General features: G+C 32.3%; 27 protein-coding genes and 1 rRNA gene (1 of these 28 cut by a window edge). 10 read left to right on the top strand and 18 right to left on the bottom strand.

The genetic code is table 11. The annotated features are described in order from the left end of the window. Window positions 1-60: 60 nt before the first annotated feature. Entirely contained in the window at window positions 61-2,676 is a 2,616-nt protein-coding gene (gene alaS / locus GQR97_RS08130; RefSeq protein WP_158847280.1) for an alanine--tRNA ligase, read from the top strand. Between the two features lie 51 nt (window positions 2,677-2,727). On the opposite strand, the gene GQR97_RS08135 is transcribed toward alaS, so the two are convergent. The 13 genes from GQR97_RS08135 to GQR97_RS08195 are packed head-to-tail and all read right to left on the bottom strand — an operon-like array spanning window position 2,728 to window position 13,081. Next, the gene (locus GQR97_RS08135) at window positions 2,728-4,017 is read right to left on the bottom strand and encodes a cryptochrome/photolyase family protein (RefSeq protein ID WP_158847282.1); all 1,290 of its coding nucleotides are present in this window, start codon (window positions 4,015-4,017) and stop codon (window positions 2,728-2,730) included. Next, window positions 4,007-4,492: an SRPBCC family protein gene (locus tag GQR97_RS08140; RefSeq protein WP_158847284.1), complete on the bottom strand. Its 486-nt coding sequence runs from the start codon at window positions 4,490-4,492 to the stop codon at window positions 4,007-4,009. Before GQR97_RS08140 ends, GQR97_RS08135 begins: the two co-directional genes overlap by 11 nt. 9 nt (window positions 4,493-4,501) lie before the next feature. After that, window positions 4,502-5,179 carry an SDR family NAD(P)-dependent oxidoreductase gene (locus tag GQR97_RS08145; protein ID WP_158847286.1) on the bottom strand — a complete coding sequence of 226 codons (678 nt, stop codon included), beginning with the start codon at window positions 5,177-5,179 and terminating at the stop codon, window positions 4,502-4,504. Between the two features lie 6 nt (window positions 5,180-5,185). Next, window positions 5,186-5,797 (bottom strand): flavin reductase family protein, encoded by a 612-nt coding sequence (locus GQR97_RS08150; RefSeq protein WP_158847288.1) that lies wholly within the window; start codon window positions 5,795-5,797, stop codon window positions 5,186-5,188. Continuing rightward, window positions 5,798-7,108: an ABC1 kinase family protein gene (locus tag GQR97_RS08155; RefSeq protein WP_158847290.1), complete on the bottom strand. Its 1,311-nt coding sequence runs from the start codon at window positions 7,106-7,108 to the stop codon at window positions 5,798-5,800. Continuing rightward, entirely contained in the window at window positions 7,105-7,764 is a 660-nt protein-coding gene (locus GQR97_RS08160) for a TetR family transcriptional regulator C-terminal domain-containing protein (protein WP_158847292.1), read from the bottom strand. The genes GQR97_RS08155 and GQR97_RS08160 overlap by 4 nt, the downstream gene beginning before the upstream one ends. Before the next feature lie 11 nt (window positions 7,765-7,775). Beyond that, a complete protein-coding gene (locus GQR97_RS08165) occupies window positions 7,776-8,249 on the bottom strand; it encodes a TspO/MBR family protein (protein ID WP_158847295.1) in 474 nt (157 codons plus the stop codon). Then, entirely contained in the window at window positions 8,239-8,934 is a 696-nt protein-coding gene (locus GQR97_RS08170) for a lycopene cyclase domain-containing protein (RefSeq protein WP_158847296.1), read from the bottom strand. Before GQR97_RS08170 ends, GQR97_RS08165 begins: the two co-directional genes overlap by 11 nt. Further along, window positions 8,934-9,389, bottom strand: a complete 456-nt coding sequence (locus GQR97_RS08175; protein WP_158847298.1) for a sterol desaturase family protein — start codon at window positions 9,387-9,389, stop codon at window positions 8,934-8,936. The genes GQR97_RS08170 and GQR97_RS08175 overlap by 1 nt, the downstream gene beginning before the upstream one ends. Next, complete coding sequence (locus tag GQR97_RS08180; RefSeq protein ID WP_158847300.1) at window positions 9,386-9,814, bottom strand: hypothetical protein; 429 nt, start codon at window positions 9,812-9,814, stop codon at window positions 9,386-9,388. The genes GQR97_RS08175 and GQR97_RS08180 overlap by 4 nt, the downstream gene beginning before the upstream one ends. Next, a complete protein-coding gene (locus tag GQR97_RS08185; protein ID WP_158847303.1) occupies window positions 9,814-10,656 on the bottom strand; it encodes a phytoene/squalene synthase family protein in 843 nt (280 codons plus the stop codon). The genes GQR97_RS08180 and GQR97_RS08185 overlap by 1 nt, the downstream gene beginning before the upstream one ends. Before the next feature lie 17 nt (window positions 10,657-10,673). Next, window positions 10,674-12,140: a phytoene desaturase family protein gene (locus GQR97_RS08190; protein ID WP_158847305.1), complete on the bottom strand. Its 1,467-nt coding sequence runs from the start codon at window positions 12,138-12,140 to the stop codon at window positions 10,674-10,676. A 47-nt stretch (window positions 12,141-12,187) separates the two neighbouring features. After that, window positions 12,188-13,081: a MerR family transcriptional regulator gene (locus tag GQR97_RS08195; RefSeq protein ID WP_158847307.1), complete on the bottom strand. Its 894-nt coding sequence runs from the start codon at window positions 13,079-13,081 to the stop codon at window positions 12,188-12,190. 105 nt (window positions 13,082-13,186) lie between these two features. Between GQR97_RS08195 and GQR97_RS08200 the strand changes: the two genes are divergently transcribed. Both GQR97_RS08200 and GQR97_RS08205 read left to right on the top strand, forming a co-directional pair. Then, entirely contained in the window at window positions 13,187-14,131 is a 945-nt protein-coding gene (locus GQR97_RS08200; RefSeq protein WP_158847309.1) for a GSCFA domain-containing protein, read from the top strand. A 436-nt stretch (window positions 14,132-14,567) separates the two neighbouring features. Beyond that, window positions 14,568-15,182, top strand: a complete 615-nt coding sequence (locus GQR97_RS08205; RefSeq protein WP_158847311.1) for a DUF4230 domain-containing protein — start codon at window positions 14,568-14,570, stop codon at window positions 15,180-15,182. Here GQR97_RS08205 and GQR97_RS08210 read toward each other — a convergent pair. Next, complete coding sequence (locus GQR97_RS08210) at window positions 15,177-15,482, bottom strand: rhodanese-like domain-containing protein (RefSeq protein WP_158847313.1); 306 nt, start codon at window positions 15,480-15,482, stop codon at window positions 15,177-15,179. The genes GQR97_RS08205 and GQR97_RS08210 overlap by 6 nt on opposite strands. 105 nt (window positions 15,483-15,587) lie before the next feature. Here GQR97_RS08210 and GQR97_RS08215 point away from each other — a divergent pair, with 105 nt between their 5' ends. After that, window positions 15,588-16,337: an enoyl-CoA hydratase/isomerase family protein gene (locus GQR97_RS08215; RefSeq protein WP_158847315.1), complete on the top strand. Its 750-nt coding sequence runs from the start codon at window positions 15,588-15,590 to the stop codon at window positions 16,335-16,337. Here the strand turns inward: GQR97_RS08215 and GQR97_RS08220 are convergent. Continuing rightward, window positions 16,330-18,090 (bottom strand): aromatic amino acid hydroxylase, encoded by a 1,761-nt coding sequence (locus GQR97_RS08220; protein WP_158847317.1) that lies wholly within the window; start codon window positions 18,088-18,090, stop codon window positions 16,330-16,332. The two genes, GQR97_RS08215 and GQR97_RS08220, sit on opposite strands and share 8 nt — an antisense overlap. A gap of 174 nt (window positions 18,091-18,264) precedes the next feature. On the opposite strand from GQR97_RS08220, the gene GQR97_RS08225 reads away from it, so the two are divergent. After that, on the top strand, window positions 18,265-18,885 hold the full coding sequence (locus GQR97_RS08225; protein WP_158847319.1) for a hypothetical protein: 621 nt from the start codon (window positions 18,265-18,267) through the stop codon (window positions 18,883-18,885). 61 nt (window positions 18,886-18,946) lie between these two features. On the opposite strand, the gene GQR97_RS08230 is transcribed toward GQR97_RS08225, so the two are convergent. Both GQR97_RS08230 and GQR97_RS08235 read right to left on the bottom strand, forming a co-directional pair. Continuing rightward, window positions 18,947-19,507, bottom strand: coding sequence for a DUF4136 domain-containing protein (locus tag GQR97_RS08230; RefSeq protein ID WP_158847321.1), 561 nt, complete (start codon window positions 19,505-19,507; stop codon window positions 18,947-18,949). 139 nt (window positions 19,508-19,646) lie between these two features. Continuing rightward, complete coding sequence (locus GQR97_RS08235) at window positions 19,647-19,808, bottom strand: DUF5522 domain-containing protein (protein WP_158847323.1); 162 nt, start codon at window positions 19,806-19,808, stop codon at window positions 19,647-19,649. Window positions 19,809-19,889: 81 nt separating this feature from the next. Between GQR97_RS08235 and GQR97_RS08240 the strand changes: the two genes are divergently transcribed. Genes GQR97_RS08240 through hemL form a run of 4 tightly spaced genes read left to right on the top strand, consistent with a single transcriptional unit; the run spans window position 19,890 to window position 23,255 of the window. Next, on the top strand, window positions 19,890-20,213 hold the full coding sequence (locus tag GQR97_RS08240; RefSeq protein WP_158851675.1) for a hypothetical protein: 324 nt from the start codon (window positions 19,890-19,892) through the stop codon (window positions 20,211-20,213). Window positions 20,214-20,217: 4 nt separating this feature from the next. Then, complete coding sequence (locus GQR97_RS08245; RefSeq protein ID WP_158847325.1) at window positions 20,218-21,129, top strand: 1-aminocyclopropane-1-carboxylate deaminase/D-cysteine desulfhydrase; 912 nt, start codon at window positions 20,218-20,220, stop codon at window positions 21,127-21,129. 3 nt (window positions 21,130-21,132) lie between these two features. Beyond that, the gene (locus GQR97_RS08250; protein ID WP_158847327.1) at window positions 21,133-21,963 is read left to right on the top strand and encodes a glucosaminidase domain-containing protein; all 831 of its coding nucleotides are present in this window, start codon (window positions 21,133-21,135) and stop codon (window positions 21,961-21,963) included. Window positions 21,964-21,968: 5 nt separating this feature from the next. After that, complete coding sequence (gene hemL / locus GQR97_RS08255) at window positions 21,969-23,255, top strand: glutamate-1-semialdehyde 2,1-aminomutase (protein WP_158847329.1); 1,287 nt, start codon at window positions 21,969-21,971, stop codon at window positions 23,253-23,255. A gap of 56 nt (window positions 23,256-23,311) precedes the next feature. On the opposite strand, the gene GQR97_RS08260 is transcribed toward hemL, so the two are convergent. Continuing rightward, window positions 23,312-24,742 carry a mannosyltransferase gene (locus GQR97_RS08260; protein WP_158847331.1) on the bottom strand — a complete coding sequence of 477 codons (1,431 nt, stop codon included), beginning with the start codon at window positions 24,740-24,742 and terminating at the stop codon, window positions 23,312-23,314. Between the two features lie 1,139 nt (window positions 24,743-25,881). Between GQR97_RS08260 and GQR97_RS08265 the strand changes: the two genes are divergently transcribed. Next, window positions 25,882-26,110 (top strand): 16S ribosomal RNA (locus GQR97_RS08265); it runs 1,289 nt beyond the window's last position.

A 26,110-nucleotide genomic window follows, 5' to 3' on the forward strand; every position in this document is an offset into this window, starting at 1 on the left:
GTAAAGATAAAAATTGTTTTGCAATTAATAGAGAATAACTGAAAAGAGAATAATTTATATATGAAGTCTCAAGACATCCGCGCTAAGTTTTTAAGTTTTTTTGAAGATAAAAAGCACAGTATTGTGCCATCTGCTCCCATGGTTTTAAAAGATGATCCAACCCTAATGTTTGTGAATTCGGGAATGGCTCCTTTTAAAGAGTATTTTTTAGGAAATACCAAGCCGAAAAATAATAGGATTAGCGATTCGCAAAAGTGTTTACGTGTTTCTGGAAAGCATAACGATTTAGAGGAGGTTGGTTATGATACTTATCACCATACTTTGTTCGAAATGCTTGGTAACTGGAGTTTTGGAGATTATTTCAAAAAGGAGGCTATTGCTTGGGCCTGGGAACTTCTAGTAGATGTTTACGGTATAGATAAAGATATATTATATGTTACCGTTTTTGAAGGAAGTGATGATGCTGATAATTTAGGAATGGATACCGAGGCTTATGATTTTTGGAAACAATATATATCTGAAGATCGTATTTTAAAAGGTAATAAGAAAGATAATTTCTGGGAAATGGGCGATCAAGGTCCATGTGGGCCATGTAGTGAAATACATGTAGATATTCGTTCTGCGGAAGAAAAAGCTAAAATTCCTGGAAAAGATTTGATAAACATGGATCATCCGCAAGTGGTTGAAATTTGGAACTTAGTTTTCATGCAATACAACCGAAAAGCTAACGGAACCCTTGAGGGTTTACCAGACAAGCATATCGATACAGGTATGGGGTTTGAACGTCTTTGTATGGTTTTACAGGGTGTGCAGTCTAATTATGATACCGATGTATTTACTCCAATTATTCGCGAAATAGAAACCATCACAAATAAAGTTTATAATAAGGATAAGGAGATAGATGTTGCTATACGTGTTATTTCCGATCATGTTCGTGCCGTAGCCTTTTCAATTGCCGATGGGCAGTTGCCTAGTAATACTGGTGCAGGTTATGTAATTCGTAGAATTTTACGACGTGCCGTACGTTACGGATTTACATTTTTAGAGAAAAAGGAACCGTTTATTTATAGATTAGTAGATGTTTTAAGTGAAAAAATGGGGGATGCTTTCCCAGAATTAAAAGCTCAAAAACAACTTATAGAAAATGTTATAAAAGAAGAAGAACAATCCTTTTTAAGAACATTAGATCAAGGTTTAGTATTATTAAATAGAATTGTAGAAACAACAAAAGGTGATACTGTTTCGGGAGAAAAAGCATTCGAATTATACGATACTTATGGTTTTCCAATAGATTTAACTGCGCTTATTCTTTCTGAAAAAGGATTAAAGTTAGATGAAAAAGGCTTTAATGAAGAATTACAAAAGCAAAAAAATCGTTCTCGTGCGGCTAGTGAAATGTCTATGGATGATTGGGCTATTCTGAGCGATGATGCTGTAGAGGAATTTGTAGGTTATGATACTTTAGAAGCCCAAGTAAAATTAACGCGATATAGAAAAGTAGTTTCTAAAAAAGACGGCGAAATGTATCAGTTGGTATTTAATATCACACCATTTTACGCAGAGGGAGGCGGACAAGTAGGAGATAAAGGTTACTTGGAAGATGCGCATGGCGATGTGGTTTATATTTTAGATACTAAAAAGGAAAGTAACGTTATTATTCATTTTACTAAAAACTTACCAAAGCACATCAACAAAAGTTTTAAAGCTGTAGTAGATGTTAAACAACGTAATAGAACAGAAAGCAACCATACAGCAACACACTTATTACATCAGGCTTTAAGAGAGGTTTTAGGAACTCATGTAGAGCAAAAAGGATCTGCTGTAAATTCTAAATATTTACGTTTTGATTTTTCTCATTTTTCTAAATTAACGACTGAAGAATTACAAGATGTTGAGAATTTTGTGAATTCTAGAATTGAAGGCAAACTTCCTTTAGTTGAAAAAAGAAATGTTCCAAAAGAAGAAGCTATTGCAGATGGAGCTATGAGTTTATTTGGAGAGAAATATGGAGATACCGTTCGAGCTATTCGTTTTGGACAGTCTGTTGAGCTTTGTGGAGGAACACATGTGAAAAACACAGGTGATATCTGGTATTTTAAAATAGTTTCCGAAGGTGCGGTTGCGGCGGGAATTAGACGAATTGAAGCTATTACTAACGATGCTGTAAAAGATTTTTATTCTGAAAATAACAAGACGTTTTTCGAAATGAAAGATTTGCTTAACAACACTAAAGAGCCGGTAAAGGCACTTCAGAATTTACAAGATGAAAACACAAGCCTTAAAAAGCAAATTGAAGGTTTATTGAAAGATAAAGCTAAAAATATAAAAGGTGAATTAAGAAGTGAATTAACAGAAATTAATGGCGTTCAGTTTTTAGCTAAAAAATTAGATTTAGATGCTGGCGGATTAAAAGATGTTGCTTTCGAGTTAGGGTCTCAGTTTGATAATTTATTCTTATTATTTGCAACCGAACAAAATGGAAAAGCATTATTATCATGCTATATCTCAAAAGAATTAGTTGCAAGTAAAGGCTTAAATGCTGGGCAAGTAGTTCGCGAACTTGGAAAACATATTCAAGGCGGCGGCGGCGGGCAACCATTTTTTGCAACTGCTGGTGGTAAAAATCCAGATGGTATTACAAAAGCATTAGATGGGGCAAAAGCCTATATTGGATAAAACAGAATTGTTTTAATTCATTGTTAATAATGAAAAAGCGCTAAACCTTAATTAAGGGTTTAGCGCTTTTTTGTATGTAGAAATAGCACGTTCTCGTGCAAATTTATGTTCGACCATAGGTTGCGGATAGGTTAATTCATCATAATCTTCAACCCAACGGCGTATGTAAATGGTATCTTTATCAAATTTTTTCAACTGCTCGGCAGGATTAAAAACTCTAAAATAAGGTGCGGCATCGCAACCTGTGCCAGCAGCCCATTGCCAATTTCCGTTATTTGCAGAGAGTTCGTAATCTAGTAGTTTTTCAGCGAAATATGCTTCGCCCCAACGCCAATCTATTAAAAGGTGTTTGCATAGAAATCCGGCAGTAATCATACGTACACGATTATGCATATATCCCGTTTTGTTTAATTCGCGCATACCGGCATCAACCATGGGGTAGCCCGTTTTTCCTTCGCACCAAGCTTTAAAGTCTGCTTCGTTATTCCGCCAAGGTATCGCGTCGTATTTTTGTTTAAAATTTTCGGTAACAACTTTGGGGAAATGAAAGAGGATTTGCATGAAAAATTCACGCCAAATAAGCTCACTTAAAAATATTGCATTTGTTTTTAAAGCTAGTTTCACCATGTTCCTAGTACTAACGAGTCCAAATCTTAAATGTGGTGAAAGGTATGATGTTTGATCTTGTGCAGGAAAATTTCGGACTTCATCATAGCGATCTAAAGCCGTTAAATTATATGGTTTTACGAGTATTTTACTTTTAGTAAACCCTATGTCTGCTATAGAAGGGAAAGCCAAATTGCTTTTATGAAATCGAGTGTTATCAATCTCATGATTTGATACATCAGCTTTCTCATCGAATTTTTTTAACCACTTATTTTTAAACGGTGTGTATATCGTATAAGGTGTATTATCGTTTTTTAGAATATCGTTTTCTTCAAAAATCACTTGATCTTTGAAGGACTTTGTTTCTATGCCGTTAGCACTTAATAAATCTGAGATTTCAAGGTCCCTTTTTATGGCGTAAGGCTCGTAATCTTTATTAAAAAAAACACGCTCAATGTTATGTTCTTCAATTAGAGTTTTCCAAATTTCTAAAGTCGAGCCTTTTTTTACAACAAGGCTCGATCCAAACTCGGTAAGTTCTTTGTTTATGTTTTCTAAAGTGTTGTGAATAAAGGAAACCCTAGCATCATCTTTAGGTAATGAGTCTAAAATATCATCATCAAAAATAAAAACAGGTAATACATTGTTACTCGATTTTAGAGCATAATGTAAAGCCGTATTATCTTCTAGTCTTAAATCGCGTCGAAACCAAAATAGAGTTGTTTTATTTTCCATTAAAGTAGGTTTCTAAGGTTTTAAAACGGTATTCGAAAATACCTTTTAATTGTTTTTTTATAAAAAGAGTTTGAGCTAAATCACCTAAAATTCCAAAAGGTATTTTGTATGAGATTTTATCTTTCATTAATGTTTTTCCGTCAGGTTGGCTGTAAAACCAATGTTCATGATGCCACATTCTGTATGGACCAAAACGCTGCTCGTCTATAAAGAAAGATTCGTTTTCAACTTGTGTTATTTCTGTAACCCAATTTGTATTTATACCTGGTAGAATACCAACTTTATAAGTTATTATTTGTCCGGCATAAGCCTTTTTATCAACTTCAGATGTGATTTTAAAACCCATTTCTGAAGGAGTGATTTTTTCTAGATTATTAGGAGAGCTAAAAAAAGACCAAGCTTCATGTAGCGGAATGTCGATTTCTTGTGTAGCCTCTAAGGTGTAAATTCCAGAATGTTTTTTTATATTAATCATAATAAAAACTTAGAGTTTTAGACTAGTTATTCCCGCATCTATTGGGAATGTTTGTCCGGAAATTGATTTAGCATCGCTAGATAACAAGTATTTGGTTAGTGCAGCTACTTCATTAGGATCTAAAATAGATTTTAATGGGTGGCGTTCGCTCATGGTTTCTCTTTGTTTTTCGTTACGTAATAATCGAGAAGCCAGAGGTGTATCTGTAATGGTTGGAGCAATAATGTTGAAACGTATTTTTGTAGCGTATTCTGCTGCCAACGATTTTGTTAATCCTTCTAAGGCTGCTTTACTTGTTGCAACACTAGCGTGAAAAGGCATACCCATTTGTGTGGCTACACTACTGAATAAAACCACGCTACCATGACCTTCTATTAAAGCTTTTTCGTAATGTTTTATAGTTTTTATAGCACCTAAAACGTTAATGTTGAAATCGTTTTTAAAGTCGTCTAATTCTAAGCGAGATAGTGCTTTTAGGTTGATGCTTCCTGGGCAATACACTAGAGCGTCTATGCTATCTATTTCAGGTAACTCATCTTCTAAAACATCTAAACTATGTTGCGTAATCGTAGAAGATGTTTCTATAGCCGTACGGCTTATGTTTACAATGCTATATGTATCTTTTAAAGCGTTTATAATGGCTTGGCCGATACCTTTACTGCCACCAATAATGACTAGTTTTTTCATAATTATTTATTTAGGTCTTTGGTAGGTTAATCTTTTATTTTTAGTTGGTATGGCGTAAGTGTCTAAGCCATTAATAACAGCCGTATTGGCTTTCATTAAGTCTGCAAAACCATCATGTTCTACTAGATCATCATTAATGTATAGATCTGTTATTTCACCTAAAATTAAAATAGTACCATTTGCTTCTATATCTATCTTTTGTGAAAATTTCATACCCATTTTTATTGTCGATTGCTTTACAAAAGGTGCATAAAAATCGTTATTGTATTCTTCCTCTAATCCTGTTTTATTAAACTCTGAAACATCTTTAGGGTATTTGGCAGATGTATGATGAGCATCTTCAACTATAGTTTCGTTAATATGGTTAATTGTGTAACAACCTGTTTCTATAATATTATCGAAAGTATGGCGCCTTACCGTAGTTGGTCTCATTACAAAACCTAAAATAGGTGGAGCAGAACCGTAATGAACTACAGAACTAAAAACAGCTACATTTGTTATTCCTGATTTTGATTTTGTGGCTATTAAATTTGCAGGTTTATAGCCCGTAACACTATTAATCAGATTTATTTTATAAATATGATCGAGTTGGTCTATATCGTTACGGCTAAAATACATTTATAAGGTTTTATAATTGTTTATTACAATATGGTTTGGTTGTAGATTGTGCATTAAATTATACAATCCGAAAAATGTTCTATTAATATATATGAAATGTTTCGAGCCACGATTACCATTCATTTTTTTAAGTTCTGTGCTTTGTGCGTATTTAGTGCTTAGCTCTGCTATTTTATTAAAAAAGGTGGGATTAGAAAAATCGAAAACCTCTTGCTGTAAAGGTGTTGTGAAAAGCGATAACATTTCGTGAAACAGGGTTTTGAAAAACACAATTTCTTCTGGTGTATCTGTTGGTTTTAAAATTTCTAATTCGTACAATTTCTTTTCAAAAAATGCTGGGTCTTCAATGTTTTCTTTTTCAGCTAATTCAAAATAAGGTGTGTAAAAAGTTAACGGTACTTCTTTCATACAACCAAAATCTATAGCGATTAACGCATTATCTGGCGATACTAAAAAGTTACCAGGATGCGGATCGGCATGTACTTTTTTTAAGATATGCATTTGAAACATGTAAAAATCCCATAAAGCCTGACCAAGTTTATTAGAAACTTCAGGGTCATTATTCTTTTTTGTGAATTCTGAAATATGAAGTCCGTCCATCCAATCCATTGTTAAGATTTTGTTAGATGAAAATTCTTCGTAATATTTCGGAAATTTTAAATTCGGAATATGTTTACAAGCTTTAGATATTTCAATACTTTGTTGAAGTTCGAGCGTATAGTTTGTTTCTTCTATAAGTTTATTCTCGATTTCTTTAAAATAATCGTCGGTACCTTCACCTTTAATGTTGAACATACGTAAAGCGATAGGTTTAACAAGAGCCAAATCTGACGAAATACTATCTGCAACACCTGGGTATTGAATTTTTACGGCAAGTTTTTTATCTCCTTTTGTGGCCTTGTGTACTTGACCAATACTGGCTGCATTTACAGATTCTGCTGTAAACGTGTCGAAAACTTCCGATGGTGTTTTTTTGAAATATTTTTTAAAGGTTTTAGCAACAAGTGGAGCTGATAAAGGCGGGACAGAAAATTGCGAGAGCGAAAATTTCTCTACATAAGCATTGGGCAAAATATTTTTCTCCATGCTTAACATTTGAGCCACTTTTAATGCGGAACCTTTCAGGTTTTTTAAACCATCGTATATATCGGTAGCATTGGCTTCATTTAAATTATCTTTAGCTTCAGCCTCAGTTTTCACCATTTTTTCACCATAGTATTTGGCATAATTTACGCCAACCTTCAGGCCTGTACTCAATAGTTTAGTGGCACGTTGTATTTTTGATGTAGGTATTTTGTCTATTGTTTTCATGTGGACATAGTTTTTTCTTTCCATAAGAACTTAGCGAAATCTAACACGCTTTCTAGCGGTTTTATTTCTTTTAAATCGAAACTAACTTGTACCGATTTTTCTATGAAAATATCTGTTTTTTCAAAATTTAGAGATGTGTCTTCTAGCCAAAACTGTATGGTAAATAATAATTGAGCCCAAGCGGTTTCGTTGCTGCCTTTTTTATTTAAAGAATTAAGTGTTTTGTTTTTTAGATCTACGTTATTGGTGTAAATCTCACTTTCAATATATTTAAGAAATGTTGATCTAAGTTTAGATAGTAGCTTTAAGGCTTCTAACTTATTTTTGTTTTGTGCTAATTTTAAATAAACATAAGATCTGTTCGCGTTTAGCATTTCAAAAAAGGTGAAATAAAAGCTTAGTAACTTATCTTTTGGTGCGTAGTGCCCATAATCTTCATTTTCTGCTAATAGAGCCAAAGTGTTTTCGCAAAAAAGCGAAAATATGTGTTTTTCTAAAACTTCAAAATTGCTGAAATATTTATAGAAATCGTTTTCCTCAAAATTGTTGGTATGCGCAAATGCATATACTGTTTTAGGAATGTTATCGTCTATTAATAAAGTAGACATGTATAAATCTATTATTTTTTCTGCTGTAATATTTTTTTTTCTAGCCATGAGTTTCTGTTTTAATTGTTAAATACAATGTAGGCGTTTAGACTTGTTGCAATCGTCATCCATATTAAGTATGGAGCTATAAATAATGTGTAATACTTTACTGTTTTTATATAATTGAAGGTGAAATAACCTATAAGTAGCCAAAGAGCGATAATGAAGATTAGAGCTATAAGGGTTTGTTGCTGATTAAAGAATAAAAAATTCCATGATACATTTAAAAACCATTGCAAAGCATAGAGTTTCATTAAAGGTTTAAAACCAAATGGGAAATTAAGACTTAATGCAGCCATGTAAACAGCGAAGGCAGCCATAACGGTGGTCCAAGCTGCTCCAAAAACCCATCCTTCTGGTGTCCAAGGAGCTTTGTTTAGTGAGGCGTACCAAGGTGATGTTTGTCCGTTATCCATCAATAGAACACCAACACCAAGTGCTAAAATGTTTATGCACAAAAAAATAGTAAATCTTACTAGTTTGTTATTTTCCATGTGCTTTTTGTTTAAATGAATTAAAAATTAATTGTATTGAAAATAATAAGTTGAAGGCGTAAAAAATATCTTCAAATGGTATCGTAAAAATTCTAAAACCTAAGTTTTCGTTGTCGTTATACCATACAACGGGTTCGTCTATAAAACTTCCGGTTAGTATCCCATTTACTAAAAGAAAGGGTAGTAAAATGATTAAAAAACTAAGGAAGTAACGTTGTAATATTTCCAAATGAAATTTTAAACCATAAATTAATAGCACTATAAAGAATATAAAATTTAAAGTTGTGTACCATTTTCCGAAATGAAATAACAATAAAACAAATACTAAAATTAGTGTTAAACCACCACTTATAATAGTTGCTGTTTTCGAGAGTTTAAAATTTGGCAAATAATATGATAAAACCTCGTGTGTAAACAAACATGCATAGGGAATACAAAAGAAAAACAACCATTCTTCTATTGGCATACCTAAAAGTGCAATGGGTAAATGGTAAGAATCGTTAAATCCCCAAATGCCAAATTTTGTAAAAAGAACATCCCATATTATAAAAGGTATTGCCACTAATAAAATGCTTAAAAAGGCACTTTTAGCGTATTGTATAAAGTGAAATTTTTTTTCAAAAACACTATACAGCAGGGGAATACTTAAACTCCCTAATGTTAATATGAGATATAAGTATGGCATTATTGTACTTTTTTAAAGTATTTTAAAGGAACAAAAAGCATCCCGAAGCACTCACCGTCTGGTTTGTCCAGGTGTTTGTGGTGTATTTTATGTGCTTTTCTTAAACCACGTAAGTACCAGTTTTGCGTATTTTTAAACCAACTGAAGCGTCTGTGTATTAATACATCATGTATTAAAAAATAAGCTAAGCCGTATAATAAAATACCTAGCCCAATAAAAAATAAAAAATTAAGCTCCGGACGAATCCCGAAAACGAATAACAGAATACTAGGCGTTGCAAAAATGATAAAGAAGGCATCGTTTTTTTCGAAAACGTGTGGGTATCCCGGTTGGTGATGGTCTTCGTGTAAAAACCAACCAAACCCATGCATAATATATTTGTGTGTACACCAAGTAACACCTTCCATAATAACGAAAGTGATTAGTGTTGTAAGTATGTAGGTTAAAATGATCATAGGGTTGTGTAATTTAAAATGTATGTATCCAAATAATCGCTGTTGTCTTTTGTTTTTAAAAGTTCTGATAAAAAATGTTTATCATTTTCAATATCAGTATTGTAGTTTAACATCTTGGGTAATTGTTCTTGTATAACCAAACGCACATATCTTAAATTGGCATTTTTTGGTTCGTTCATTATTAATTGCTCTAGCTTAGTTTTTCCTTTGCTAAAGGTGTTCAGTTTTTGCCATGGTAATACTTTATATTCTGCTTGTTTCATTTCTAAAGAAATAACATAGGCTTGAATATCTGTACTATCACTTTTTTTATATTTTGTGATGTATTCTATTTCTTGAGCTTTACTTTTAATATCATGATACTCAACAATATGTTCTGGTGTCGAGTTCTGAAATAAAAAGAGTAAAACACAGAAGTAGTACATTACATTAAATTTAGCTTATACTTAACGTAGCTTCGTGCTAGTAAGTTTATTTTCATTGGGTTAGAAACTCTAATCCGTGTATTTATAATTTTTTCTGATGGCGTATTTTTAAGTTTCTTTAGTAATTTTCTATAATATCTATAGGCCATATACACTCCAAACTTGGCTTCAACAGGTAGGTTTAATATACCCTTTTTATAGGCAAATTCAAAATCAGATTCAATATCTTGTATAATGATGTTTTTTGAAATGGCATCTAGCTCTTTTAAATTTATATTCGGAAAATATGAACGGTTTAAAACGTTAATATCATCTTTTAAATCTCTTAGAAAATTTACTTTTTGAAATGCTGAACCTAAGCGTTTTGCTGCTTCCTTTAACTCTTCATATTGTTCGTTGTTTCCGTTAACAAAAACCTTTAAACACATAAGACCAACAACATCGGCAGAACCATAAATGTAAGCTTTATATTCTTCGTCTGTTGAGTATTCCGTTTTATGTAAATCGGCACGCATACTTTTTAAAAATGCCTGAGTTAAATGATCGGGTATTTTATATTCATTCACTGTATGGATAAAAGAATTTAAAATAGGGTTAAGGCTAATGCCTTGTTCTTTGGAAGCATAATAATCTTCCTCAAATTTATTTAATAGAAGTTCTTTATCATATTCATGAAAAGAGTCTACTATTTCGTCTGCAAAACGAACAAAGCCATAAATATTATAAATAGCCGATCGTATTTTTGGTGAAAGCATTTTTGTAGCTAACGAAAACGAAGTGCTATACTTTTGGGTTACCAACTTACTACAAGAGTAGGAAACCTCGTCAAACAGTTGTTTCATAGTTGTTGTTGTTGTTTCTAGTTATCGTTTTTCAAAATTAAATCAGAAGCTATTTTTCCAGATATTAATGCAGGAGGAACTCCTGGTCCAGGAACTGTTAACTGCCCCGTAAAATATAGGTTCTTAACTTTTTTACTTTTTATTTTTGGTCTTAAAAATGCGGTTTGTGTCAAAATGTTAGCCAAGCCATAAGCGTTTCCTTTATAAGAGTTGTAATCTTTTTTAAAGTCGTTAACACAGAAACTTTCTTTAAATAGAATATGATCTGTAACGTTTTGGCCGGTTAATTTTTCTAACCTTTTTATTATAATGTTGAAATATTTTTCTCTTAATTCTGGTGTATCTTCTAAATCTGGAGCTAACGGAATTAAAAATGTTGCAGCTTCTTGGTGTTCCGGAGCAAAAGTATCATCTGTTATAGATGGAAAACTTGCATAGAATAGAGGTTCTTCTGGCCAACTCGGGTTATCGTAAATGGTTTTAGCATGGGTATCAAAATCGGTGTCAAAAAATAAAGTGTGATGACATACATTCTTTAATTTTTTATCTAACCCTACATAAAACAATAAAGACGATGGAGCAAAAACTTTCTTGTCCCAATATTTTTCCGAATATTGACGGTAAGATTGCGGTAATAATGTTTCCGTATGGTGGTAATCTGCACCGCTTAAAATTAATGTCGAAGGAATAAACTCGCCATTAACCGTAAGTCCTTTTATGTTTTTAGATGCATCCACCTCAATAGATTGTACGTTAGCATTTGTTTTGAATGAAACGCCTAAGCTTTTTGCTAGTAATTCCATAGCTTCAATTACTTTATGCATGCCACCTTTTGGGTGCCAAGTACCTAAACCAAAATCGGCATAATTCATAAAGTTATAAAAAGCTGGCGTATTACTTGGCTTAGCACCAAGAAATAATACAGGAAATTCTAATATTTCGATTAATTTCGGGCTTTTTATATCTTTTCTTACCTGAGTTCTTATACTCGAGAAGAACTGAGTAATCTTACTAATGGTTGTTGGAGTCACTAATTCTAAAGGAGAAACGCCTGGTTTGTAAACCAAATCGTTTATCGAAACATCGTAATTAAACTTAGCCGATTTTAAAAAAGCTTTTAAGTGTTTCGAGCTTCCTGCTTCTTCACGCTCAAAAAGTACATAAATTTCCTTTAGAGTTCCTGGAATTGTTAGAGCTTCTCCATCTTCAAAGTAAGCTTTATAAGCTGGGCCTAGCTTTTCTAATTCGTAGTAATCTGATGGTTTTTTGCCAAAATCAGCAAAGAATTTTTCGAAAACATCAGGCATCCAGTACCAAGTCGGTCCCATGTCGAATGTAAAACCATCTCTTTTTAACTGGCGTGCTCTACCTCCAATTAATTCGTTTTTTTCTAATACTTCAACGTTGTATCCTGCTTGTGCAAGATAGCACGCCGCCGATAAGGCAGAGAACCCGGATCCGATAATATGTATTTGTTTTTTCATTTTGTTTAACAAATATACTAAATAAGTTAAACAAAATAAGAAAATAGTTAAAGATCTTTTAAAAGAGGTATTACAGTTGGGTATAATTTAATGTCCGATTTAAAATCCATTTGCTTAAGATCTTGAAGTTTTACGCCTGCGGCTAATAATTTGTGTTGTTTTGGTAATAGCAAGATATCTAAATCTTTAAAGTAACTTTCTATTAAATCTAGAGTAGGGCTCACTGTTATGGAGGTTATAAAACACATTTTTGATTCACTGTTAAAAAAAGAAGATAAATTATCTACCGGTAAGCTTGGTCCTAAATATATGGTTTTGAGTCCTTTTAGTAGTAGCTCGTAGTTAAGATAGAGTAAACCTATTTCATGAATTTCATTTTCGGGTAAGAAAAGCACATAAGTTGTAGATGAATTTAAATTAGAATGTGTTAATCTTTCTGTTTCAACTAATATTTTTTGGGTAATTAAATTTGAAATAAAATGCTCGTGTGCAGGAATTAATGTGTTGGTTTGCCATAATAATCCAATGAAGTTTAGTAGCGGAATAAAAGTATTTTTAATGATTTCGCTAAACTCGTTTGTCTGTAATAATTTGGCGTAGGTTGAGTTAAATAATGAGCTGTCAAATTGAATCATCGCAAGTTTAAATGCCTGAATAGAGTGCTGGTCTACTGCGTTTTGGTTTGCTAGTTCTCGAGCCGTATCTTGTATAACATCATATGGCATTTCGGCTATTTTAGATATCTTATAACCATTGTCTTTCAGCAATACAATGTTTAAAAGTTTTTTTAAACTTTCTGTAGTATAGTATCTAATATTAGTATCAGTTCGTTTTGGTGCTAATAAATTATACCGTTTTTCCCAAATTCGAATGGTGTGTGCCTTAATTCCTGAAATATTTTCAAGATCTTTTATTGTGAATTTGTTCTTAATTTCGTTCAACGTATTTTTGTTTATGTTAAACAAATGTAAGGTTTTTTTAAAGAACTATCATTTAAGGTTTATTGATTAATGTTTACTTTTGAAATATTTAATTAGAACGCTTATATGAAATTGCAAACGCAAATACCATTTTTGTCTCAAGAAAATAATCAAATAGATTATAAGTCTAAAATACTTTTATTTGGCTCATGTTTTTCAGATAATATTGGCAAAAAGTTAGATTATTTTAAGTTTGAAAATGGTCAGAATCCATTTGGAATTCTTTTTCATCCAAAGGCTATCGAGAATTTAATTGAAAATGCTATTCAGGATAAAGTATATTCAGGAGATGATGTGTTTTTTCATAATGAGCAATGGCATTGTTTCGATGCGCATTCAAAATTAAGTAATTCGTTTAAAGATGTATTGGTTGATAAACTTAATCTACAAGCTGAATCCACTAAAAATCAATTAAAAAACGCATCCCATATTGTAATTACGTTGGGCACAGCATGGGTTTATAATTTAATTGAAACCAATAGTATTGTTGCTAATTGCCATAAAATACCTCAGAAGCAGTTTAATAAAACCTTGCTTTCAGTTGAAGAAATTACGACTTCACTAAAAAATATATTATCTCAAATACGAAGTTTAAATAATAGTGCGATTGTAATTTTTACGGTATCTCCAGTGCGCCATATTAAAGATGGTTTTGTTGAAAATACTCAAAGTAAATCTCATTTATTAACCGCTATTCATCAGGTAATATCACAAAAATCTTTTTATTTTCCTTCATATGAAATTATGATGGACGAACTTCGAGATTATCGCTTTTATACAGAAGATATGATTCATCCCAACGCTACAGCGATTAATTATATTTGGGAGAAATTTCAACAGGTTTGGATTTCTAATGATGCATTAAACATAATGCAAGCTGTTGATGTTGTTCAAAAGGGTATTAAGCATAAGGCTTTCAATCCAAATTCCGAAGCACATCTCAAGTTTCTTCAGCAATTAGAAAATAAAAAAGAGACGCTTCAATCTCAGTTTCCTAACATGGTCTTTTAATTTTAAATCTATAAAAATAACATTAAACTTTTAAAAAAATATATTTTCATCATAGCCTAAATATATCCGTTTCTAGTACCTTGTTGCAACTCTTAAACTAGTTTTTACAACATTTTGTCGAAAAATTACCACAAAATAATTAGATTCAATTAATTTTAGATTGCTATTAGTCAGTTCATTTAAAGCACCAAGTTTGTAGATTTTTTTTTGCAGTTGGTGTTTTTTTATGCTTGTTATTTAAAAAAAAACAAAAATATAATTTTTTTATTACTTCCATATACAGTCAAATATCTTAATTTAAAGTAACGATAACCTTTATGTTACATCTATAAGGCATAACCCTTGTATATTTGTACCGTTAGTAATTGTTAACATAAATTACATTAGTTTAGGCTTCATATGTCGAAGTAAACTGATGTTTTTTTATTTTAGCCATATGCGAAAAATTCTATTTGGTGTTATTATTACTTTAGTTGTGTTATTCACCTTTAAATACTGTGGTGAAAAGCAGGAAGATAAAATTGTACTTCAAGAAAGTTCTGCGCTTATCCAAGAACAAATAAAAAATGTTGGAAAACTAGTTGTTACCGAAGGACACTTTAGTGAAGTTTTTAATTATAAGAACTCTAAAGAAATTTTTGGCGATTATTTTACTTCAGAAAAAAAGGCGCTTGTGGTTGTAAATGCCGATGTTACTATTGCATACGATTTAAGTAAAATAGAATTTCATGTAGATGAAGCTACTAAAACATTAACTATTTTAAGTATCCCTAAGGAAGAAATAAAAATAAGTCCAGATTTTGAGTATTACGATATTCAGGCCGATTTTTTAAACCCCTTTGAAGCCAAAGATTATAATGACATAAAGACTATTGTAAAAAAATCTTTAGATAAAAAGCTAGAAGCCTCCGACTTAAAAAGTAATGCTCAAAATAGATTAATCAGTGAACTTTCAAAATTCTATATTCTAACCAGTTCTTTGGGTTGGACATTGCAGTATAATAATACGCCAATTACTAAAACCGAAGAATTACTTGATATAAAATTATAGTTTTTTCTGTAAACTTTGCCAGCCACCACCGTTGGTAGCTTCTATATTATTTCTTTTTAAAATACTAGCAGCATTAGCCGAACGCATACCACTTGCACAACAAGTAATTACTGGTTTATTTAACTTTTTTATATAATCAATTTTAGTGTTTAAAGTTTGCAACGGTATATTTTTAGATCCAGCAATAGCCCCTTGTTGGTATTCGCCTTTTGTACGAACATCAAGAATAATAGCATCCCTGTCTTTAAAATCGGTGATTGTATTTGTTTTATTGCCAAAAAGAAAATTTAGTAATCCCATTTTTTTAAATTTATTTCTGCAAATATCTTCATATTTTATTAAAAACATGTAACTACTGTTACTTAATAATTTTATGTATATTTCACCTTTAATTTATCCGAATAAATGGAAGCATACGTTACGTTAAACATAGAAAATAAGGTTGGATATATTGAGTTTCATCATCCCAATAGAAACTCTATGCCAAGTGATATTTTAGAATTACTAGCACAAACTATTAAGGCTGCTGGTATAAATGATGATATAAATGTAATTGTATTAAAAAGTGGTGGAGATAGAACGTTTTGTGCCGGTGCTAGTTTTAACGAAATTAGTGCAATTGAGGACGAGGAAACTGGTTTTCAGTTTTTCTCAGGTTTTGCAAAAGTTATAAACGCTATGCGGAAATGCCAGAAACTTATTATTGGTAGAGTACAAGGTAAAAGTGTTGGTGGCGGCGTTGGTTTAGCGGCAGCTACAGATTATTGTTTAGCAACCCAATACGCTTCTATTAAATTAAGCGAACTTAGCATAGGTATTGGTCCCTTTGTTATCGAACCTGCTGTTTCTAGGAAGATTGGGAAGAATGCGATGTCGCAAATGACGATAGATGCCGAAACTTTTTTTTCTTCGGAATTTGCTAAGGAGAAAGGATTGTTTTCTGAAGTTTTTGAAAGCACAGAAGTACTAGATGAAGCAGTAAAAATACTCGCTGAAAAATTGGCGACTTACAACCCTAAAGCATTAAAAGAAATGAAAAAGGTGTTTTGGGAAGGCACCAATAACTGGGACGATTTATTAAGTGAACGTGCCAAAATTAGTGGAAAACTTGTACTTAGTACGTTCACGAAAAACACGTTGAAACGTTTTAGATAGTATGTTGTTTTCTCCTTATAATCCCCAAACCATCATCAATTAATCTCCCAATTTGTGGCTGGTTTTGTTTTACTATTTCTAAGTGAGTTAGAATACTTTTACAAAGTTTGGTTTCATTTTCAATAAAAGCTAATTCGAAAATTTCTATAGGTAAGAGCCAATCGTTTTGGTGATTTTCGATCAATTCTTCTAAAACTTTAGTTCTCGAAATAGTTTTGTTTATTCCTTGGCGATAGTCTCGAATTTGTTGGTAGAGTTTTTCTAACTCTAATTGTTTTTTAGATTTTTTATTCTGAATAGTTTTAGATGAAGTTTTGTGTGTTATTAAATCGAAACTATTTAAATCGGCTGGGCCAGAGAAAGCTGAAACAATGGTTTTGCCAACGGCCATTTCGTAAACCCCAAATTCAGGTTTAAAAAGAATTGTGTCGTTATGTTTTACCGTGCAGTTATTAAAACTTATGAGTATTATTTTTCCTTGAAGATTCCGTTTTCCTGTAATAATTTCTCCCGAAACAGTAATGCCGCCTTCAAATTCTAAAGTGGTTTCTTTTTCTTCATATATGTTATAGGCGCGTAAATCACGCGGACTCATATCTTCAATAGCAATGTTTATTCCTTTTAATTTCCCGATGGGAGAGCTAAAACCATTGGAATAATGATTGGTACCATGCCCAACCAATTCTTTTTCACGATAGGCTAGGGCCGTTTTTCCTTTGGTATGTATGTAAATTACTTGTCCGTCGTTATCTTTTACTTCATAGAAAACTCCAGATATTTGAAGACCTGTACTTAGTTCCACGGTTCCTAAAGCATTCGACTGTATTAATTTTTTAATACCTAAAAGGCCACCTTTCCTAACAGACATTGTATTAGCAAATTCTTCTAAAATTAAACTTAAATGAGCAAAGTCTGGCGTTACAAAAAGTTGAGGTTGGGGTTTTGTAATATCAAAATCTTGATATGTAGCATTTATATTGTAGGGGTGTTTTTTAACAATGTCCGTCATGCACCAAGCACTTTCTCCAATTGAGGATAGTAATCCGGCACCATAAATTTTTGGATTTTCAATAGTTCCAATTAAACCATATTCTACTGTCCACCAATGTAAATTCCGTATTAAAGACATTTCACTTGGCTCCCCCATGTTTTGTTGTAAATGGTCTACCTTTTTTTCCGCGGAAGCGATAGCATCTTTATTTGAATCTGAAGCCTCTTTTATAATAGACAAATGTCTAACAGCTTTATAGAGTTCGTAATCTTTAGCCGATGAAATAGCTTTACAACCAATTTCTCCAAAACGACGTAAATACTCAGCGTATTCTGGGTTTGCAATTATAGGAGCGTGGCCTGCACCTTCGTGGATAATATCTGGAGCCGGTGTATACTCAATATGTTCCAATTGGCGAATATCGCTTGCAATAACCAATACATTATAAGCTTGAAATTCCATAAAAGCATTTGGAGGAATAAAGCCATCTACTGCTACAGCTGCCCAACCAATATCTTTTAAAATACGATTCATGCCATACATATTGGGGATGCTATCAATTGAAATTCCTGTAAGTTTTAAACCATCTAAATAAGATTTGTGTGCTACTTTTTTTAAAAAATCAACATTTTTGCGCATCACATAACGCCAAACGGCTTGGTCTATCGCCGAGTAGGCGGTATAATTTTGTGGCTTAATAAATTGCCTTAGATGTCTCGGTAAGCAATTTAAAATAACGTTTGGTTTTATTGATGTATCCATAAATATAAACGGTTTTACTTAGGTGAAAATACGAATTAATCATTGATATGGTGTTTTGTTTCATTTATTTTGATTGTATTATGTGTAATAATGTTCTTCTTTTATTTTTGTCATTCATGTTGGTAGTGAACTAATAATAGTTTTATTTTCGCTCAAACTTAAAAATCAACCCATATGAAATTTATTAAACTACTTTGTGTCTTTATCTTTGTTTTATCTTTTTTTAATTGCGCGTCGCGTTATCGAGTGATTGAGCCAAATAACATAAACTACGTGTCTAAGACTGAAACGAAAGGAGTGACATTAGAGTATAAATACGATTTACTAGATAAAAAATACTCTAAGAAAGAAGATAAAAAAGGTATACGATTGGTAGCTGTAAAAATTTCTAATAATTCTGATGGAGATTTAGTTTTCGGTAGAGATTTAAACTTGGTTTATGCAAACGAAAACGAAATTTATGTTTTAGATAAAGAGAAAACTTTTAAAACTCTAAAACAAAGCCCTGCAACGCATTTATTTTATTTATTATTAACTCCGGTTAATTTTTATACAACAAAAACAAGCGAATATGGGTTGCAAGAAACAACGAGTTCAACACCTGTAGGATTAATTTTAGGACCTGGTTTAGCAGCAGGAAATTTAATAGCAGCAAGTTCGGCTAATAAAAAGTTTAAAACTGAATTAGCAAATTTTGATATAAAGGGATCAACAATAAAGCAAGGTGAGGTAAAATACGGTTTAGTAGGTATTAATTCTGAATCTTATGATGCTTTAAAGCTTAGTTTGCAATAGGGATTAAAAAGTGAGATAAAAAAAAAGGCGATTATAAATTTATAATCGCCTTTTTTTATGTTTATTTATTCGCTCCTGGAGGATACTTCATCATAATTTCTGAAACAAACTCTTTAATACGTTCATCTTTCTTTTCCATTTTTTGAGTTAAATAACCGGTACCCATACCTTGCCAAACTAGTTCTTTTTTCTTGGCATCAATTAAGTCAATATATAAAACACCTTGTGTAGAGGTAGATACACTTGGCTGGCTATTCCAACCCCATCCCCATCCAGGGCCATAGCCTCCAAAACCACCCCATCCCCAAGAGCCCATGCCCCAAGAGTTGTTGTAAACATCAACACGTTGATTTGCTTTGGTAAATAGGCTTATTAGTAAATCTGGATCTTCAGATTTTGTAAAACCTTTTGCCATTAGTTCGGCTTCAATAGCGCGTAAAATACGGCGTTTATCTAAATCGCTAATTTCAGCTTTATCAATACCTGTTTTAAAAAAGGCAAATGTTTTGTAGCTGTTAAAATTGGCATCTTTGTCGTAGTCGGCAGCAACTTTAACTGAGCTACACGAAGTTACTACAACCAACAATGCTAAAAGCGGTAGTGTTTTTAAAAATGTTTTCATAAGGAAGCGTTTTTTAAGTTTTTCTTTTCAATTTACAACTTTTTAATCAACATGTAATTGATTTTGAGTTGGTTTGTATTTTTTAAATGCTGCAATAATCGTACCATATTATAAGTTTTAGATTCTACTGCTTTTGTTATTATTTAATGGAGTTACTTTTCTTGTTAAATCCATATGGGCAATGTCGACATCCGCTTTCGCAACAATATTCTCGTTTTAATAAGTATTGCGCCGTGAAACACCGGTAACCTTCGGGTGTCCAATAAAAATCGCCTTCTTCAATAGGGATAATTTTTTTCATAGATTACAAAGATAACGTAAAATGGAATTATTTATTTCTGAAACTTTCATATATTGGATTGGTTTTTGTTTAGAATACAGTATGATTTTTATTTCAAAATATTTAGTTCCAAAAGGATATTCGGGCATAACCCTTTATCCCTTTGTGTTTTTGAAAAGTAAAAAGCTAAAAACGGATATTGTATTACTCAACCACGAGAAAATTCATTTAAAACAACAAATAGAACTGTTTATTATTCCTTTTTATATATGGTATGTTTTGGAGTTTGTGTTTCGCTTTTTTCAGCATAAAAACTGGAATGTTGCATATAGGAGTATTTCATTTGAAAAAGAAGCGTATTTAAACGAAAGGAACCTACAATATTTAAATGAACGTTCGTTTTGGAGATTTTTAAAGTATCTTTGAAACCATGATTTTTCAACTAGAAAATAGCGTAAATCAACGAATAAGTTTGCCAAATAATAGTGATATAGAACTTTACATTAAACGTGAAGATGCTATTCATAGTTTTGTTTCTGGAAACAAATACAGAAAACTTAAATACAACCTTATTGAAGCCGAAAAGTTAGGGTTTAAAACCTTGCTTACTTTTGGTGGAGCCTATTCTAACCATATTGTCGCAGTTGCTGCGGCTGGCCAAATTCTAGGATTTAATACTATTGGGGTTATTAGAGGGGAAGAATTAGTTGATAAAATTGAGGGCAACCCAACTTTAAGCTATGCCAAGCATTGCGGTATGCAGTTTAAGTTTGTATCGCGTGAGGCTTATAGAAATAAAACTTCTGATGATTTTCTGAATTATTTAAGTGAAGAATTTCAAGATTTTTATACCATTCCAGAAGGTGGTACAAATACACTTGCCGTAAAAGGGTGTGAGGAGATTTTAACTATTGAAGATGAAAGTTTCGATTATATATGTTGTTCGGTGGGAACCGGAGGAACAATTTCCGGACTAATCAATAGATCGAACCCAAATCAACAAATTTTAGGTTTTCCTGCTCTAAAAGGCGACTTTTTACAACAAGATATTAGTAAATTTGCAACCAAAATGAATTGGAAATTAACGTCCGAGTATCATTTTGGTGGTTATGCTAAAATAAATGCGGATTTAATCAGTTTTATAAATACGTTTAAATCTGAAAATAGTATTGCGTTAGATCCTATTTATACAGGGAAAATGATGTTTGGGCTTTTCGATTTAATTGAAAAAAATCAGTTTCCGAAAGGTTCAAAAATATTAGCTATTCATACAGGAGGTTTACAAGGAATCGATGGAATGAATGTTAATTTGAAAAAGAAAAATTTACCATTAATTGAATAAATAATGAATAGAGTTTTAATATTGCTTTGTGTTGTGGTTGTAAGTTTTAGTTGTAAATCTAAAAAAACGGTAGTTACAAAAAAGCGAAAAACAAAAACAGAGCGTGTTACAAAAAAAACTGAGGGAGTTAAAACAGCAACTAAAAGTTCTTATACAAATGCCACTGAGGAATATATTGCAAATTATGCAGATGTGGCGGTTGCAGAAATGGAACGGTATAATATACCCGCGAGTATAACTTTAGCACAAGGTATTTTGGAATCGGCTTCTGGTAATGGACGACTTTCTAAAGAGGCTAATAATCATTTTGGTATTAAATGTCACGATTGGGATGGTGATAGAATTTATCATGATGATGATGCCGCGCAAGAATGTTTTAGAAAATACGATGATGCGAAAAATTCTTTTCGTGACCACTCATTATTCTTAACCGAACGCAATCGATATTCTGGATTATTCAAGTTAAAAAAGACCGATTATAAAAGTTGGGCCAGAGGATTAAGAGCTGCTGGTTATGCTACCGATCCTAAATATCCTGCTAAATTAATTAGCTTAATTGAGCGTTATAATTTGGATCAATACGATGGAGGAAGAAAATCATCAAAATCAAATTCAGATTTTAAACAAAGAGATGAAATTGTAATTAATGCGAAGACTAATGTGGTTAGCGTTCGTGATGTTCCAAAAGTAATAACACATGTTGTTGTTAAAGGTGATACCTTGTATTACATTGCTAAAATGCATAATATTAGTGTCCCAGAGTTAAAAGCGATAAACGATTTAGAGGATAATAACATTAAAATAGGACAAGAACTTCAAGTGAGTCCAAAATAGAACATATGATTTATAAACGAAGTAGCGCCTTATTTGCCGAGGCAGAAAAAGTGATTCCGGGTGGTGTGAATTCACCGGTTAGAGCGTTTAATGGTGTTGGTGGAACTCCAATTTTTGTAAAAGAAGCAAAAGGAGCTTATTTATATGATGAAGATGGTAACCGGTTAATCGATTACATTAATTCTTGGGGACCAATGATTTTGGGGCATGCTCACGAACCCGTTGTAAATGCCGTAATTGAAAAAGCGAAAAAAGGAACATCTTTTGGTATGCCTACAGAAATAGAAACACAAATTGCAGAATTAGCGGTTTCTATGGTGCCAAATATTGATAAAATACGTTTTGTAAACTCGGGAACAGAAGCTTGTATGAGTGCTGTGCGCTTGGCTCGTGGATTTACAAATAAAGATAAAATAATAAAATTTGCGGGTTGTTACCATGGGCATTCAGATTCTTTTTTAATTCAAGCAGGAAGTGGGGCAAGTACATTTGGAACACCCAATAGTCCTGGTGTTACAAAAGGAACAGCGAAAGATACGTTGTTGGCTATTTATAATGACATTGAAAATGTTAAGTCATTAATTGAAGCGAATAAAAACGAAATAGCCTGTATTATTATTGAACCTGTGGCTGGTAATATGGGGTGCATTCCTCCAACCGAAGGTTTTTTACAAGCCTTGAGAAATGTTTGTAGTGAAAATGATATTCTGTTAATTTTTGATGAAGTTATGACGGGGTTTCGCTTGGCAAAAGGAGGAGCACAAGAGTTATATAATATAAGTGCAGATATTGTATGCTTCGGAAAAGTAATTGGTGGCGGTTTGCCTGTAGGTGCTTTTGCTGCTAGAAATGAAATTATGAATTATTTGGCGCCAATTGGTCCAGTATATCAAGCGGGAACATTAAGCGGAAACCCATTAGCTATGGCTGCGGGTTTGGCGATGTTAACAGAATTAAATAATAACGATACTATTTTTACAAGCTTAGCCAAAAAAACAGCTTACCTACATAAAGGAATTGCTAAGGTTTTAACCGAAAATAATATTACACATACTATAAATAGAGTAGGGTCTATGATTTCTATTCATTTTGATGAGGCTAAAGTTGTAGATTTTAAAACAGCGGCAAACGGAAACAATGATACTTTTAAAGCCTTTTTTCATGGATTGCTAAATGCTGGTGTTTATATAGCGCCAAGTGCTTTCGAAACTTGGTTTATTACAGAAGCATTGAGTTATGAGGATTTGGATTTTACCATCGCAGCAGTTAATACAGTAGCCAAAACTCTTTAAGTAATAAAGAAAATCTAAGCGTAAAGCTTATATTGATATTCAATATCGATCGTCATTTATATGGTGGTCGATATTTTTTTTGAAGAAACACTTAAGCGCTTATCTGTTTTCTTTAAAAACACTTCCCAAATAAAAACAGCATAAACCACAGCGTATTCCAAGGCGATTACCCATAAGTTTTCCGATTTATCTGCTTTATCAATATTAACATAAGCCAAATAACTAAGTATTATTACAAAGCTCCAAACCAACGGAAACTTATATTTCGTAAAAACACTCAAAATTAAAAGTGTTGCAATATACCAAGGGTGTATAGTAGTTGCTGTAAAGTAGTAGAAAGACAAAACGAGTAACATTGCAGAAATTAATTCAACCATTGTTTTATTCTTTCTAAAGAAAGTAATAATCAAAATAAATAAAACAACCAAAATTGGAGTCACCTTTCCTATAATGCCAATTTCATTATAACCTCTAAACGTATAGCCAACTTCTCGGGCTATATAATAAAGACTTGCGTTAAATTCAAAATTCTGAAACCATAAGCCAACAGTTTTAGCGTAATTATTAAAGAATTCCGCAGACAGAAAGGGTGCAAACAATAGGAGTGTGGTTAGTAAAGTTATACTGTAAAAACCAACAAGTTTCCATAAGCCTGCTAATAAATTTGGTTTTTCATTGTTCGTCTTGTGTTTATTAAATAAAAACCACTTAAAAAATAAAGCCAAAAATATTAAAGGAATTAGTTTAACAGTAATGGATAATGCTAAAATCACGGCAGCAAATTTCCATTTTCCACAATGCAGCAAATATAAACTCCATATTAAAAAGAATATCATTACACCTTCAAAATGTAAATTACCCGTGAGTTCAATAATTATAAAAGGATTCAATATATACCAGAAAATATTATAAACAGGAATATCTAATCTTTTAAGTAATTTACTACCATAGAAAAACGTACCAAAATCGGCAGCAATAATAAGAAACTTAAAAACAACAACCGAACCCAAAATACTTTTTCCAGCAAAAACTGAAGCAATAAAAAAACAAAGCTGATTAATAGGTGGGTAATTTGTAAAATGACTCCCGTTAAGCACTCCCATTCCAGTGTACAAAGCCTCGGCTTGGGCTATAGGGGATTGTTCGGAATTTATAAATGATTCAGGCGTAAATAGATAGGGGTTAAAACCAGCAAAAATCATCCGGCCATCCCAAATAAAACGATAAAAATCTTGAGATAAGTTCGGTATAGCCAAAATAAAAACACACCTAAACCCAAAAGCCAAATAAGTTAAAAGCTTAAGGTCATCTTTAAATGTAGATACCAAACGGTAAAACAAAGCAAACAGGGTAACATAAAGACCTATAAGTTTCAAGTAATCTGTACGTACCAAATTATAAGCAAAAGCCCAATAGAGCAAAACAGACAAAATAGCAAGGAGTAATGATTGCTTATTAAGTTTTAAAAAAGTCGAATTCATAAACATGCGGTAAATATATTAAACCTAGTCATTATATATAGGTATATTTCTTTTAGAATAAATTAGGCGTTACTCTTGCTGCACCTTTAGTCGTGCATCAAGAGTCGGGCTTTCACTACTCGCTTTTTTGTGTTGCATAGGCGCAACCACACAAAAAGAGCTTAAACATACCGTTCAATCCCTAACGCGGGGCTAGATCAGGACAGGCTGTTTTTAAAAAAGTTAAGTTAAAATCTGTTGAGGTGGCAGTATTTAACACCTAAACATGTAAGAAATAAAAACTTTAAAGTAGAAATAATGGGAGAGTTATTAAAAAAGAACAGGCATATATAAGAGTACTCTTCCTTTAAATTATATGTGTTGCATATTATAGAAGAATAAAAAAGAATAATGTTACCCCTTTTTTCTGAGGCATTTCAATATTTATCTAGTTAAAACATAAAAAAACGAAATAATATTTAAGCTTAAAAGATTGAAAAAAATAAAATCTATAAAGAATAATGACTACAAAAGTGGCTATATCAAAGAAGATATACCAAGCTGCTTAGCAAAATATATGAGTCATAGTAAAACCTAGTAAAAAAGAAGTTTTGTAAAATATTAAAGATCAATTAATTAAAGTATTTGTAAATAATAATCTAAAAAACCTTCATAAAAAGGTTGTCAGAACTAAAAAGGCATGTATATTTGCACCCCGTTAAAAAAGGTAAAATTTTTAAAGCGGTAACGTTCATACAGAGGTTGCTTAGTTTAGATTTTGAAGGGATTAAATTTCTTTTAAAAAAAGGATTAAAAAACATTGTGAGTTTCAGAAAAGGTTGTAAGTTTGCAGCCGCTAAAAACGGCAACGAATTTAGCGAGACGTTCATAAGAAGGTTATTGGGTTTTGGTTGAGAAAGGGTTTCAAATTTTTTCAAAATAAAAATCAAATAATTGTTGTGGGAGTTAAAAAAGGGTTTTATATTTGCACCCGCTTAGCAAGGTAGCTTGTTAAGAAAAGAAGAGAAAAAGTTCATAAACATATTGAATTGACAGCGTAAAATTAATTTGGAAACGGATTAATTTAACAAAGAGAATAGACCATTTTGAGTATTAGAGATTCTAATTAGTTGTTAAAAGTAATAGTCGAAAGACTTAAAAATTTAACGATGAAGAGTTTGATCCTGGCTCAGGATGAACGCTAGCGGCAGGCCTAACACATGCAAGTCGAGGGGTAACATTGTGCTTGCACAGATGACGACCGGCGCACGGGTGCGTAACGCGTATAGAATCTACCTTTTGCTGCAGGATAGCCCAGAGAAATTTGGATTAATACTGCATAGTATACACTACTTTCATGAGTTATGTATTAAAGGTTACGGCAAAAGATGACTA

Origin of the sequence: Algibacter sp. L1A34, from assembly GCF_009796805.1 — a bacterium.
GTDB lineage: Bacteria > Bacteroidota > Bacteroidia > Flavobacteriales > Flavobacteriaceae > Algibacter.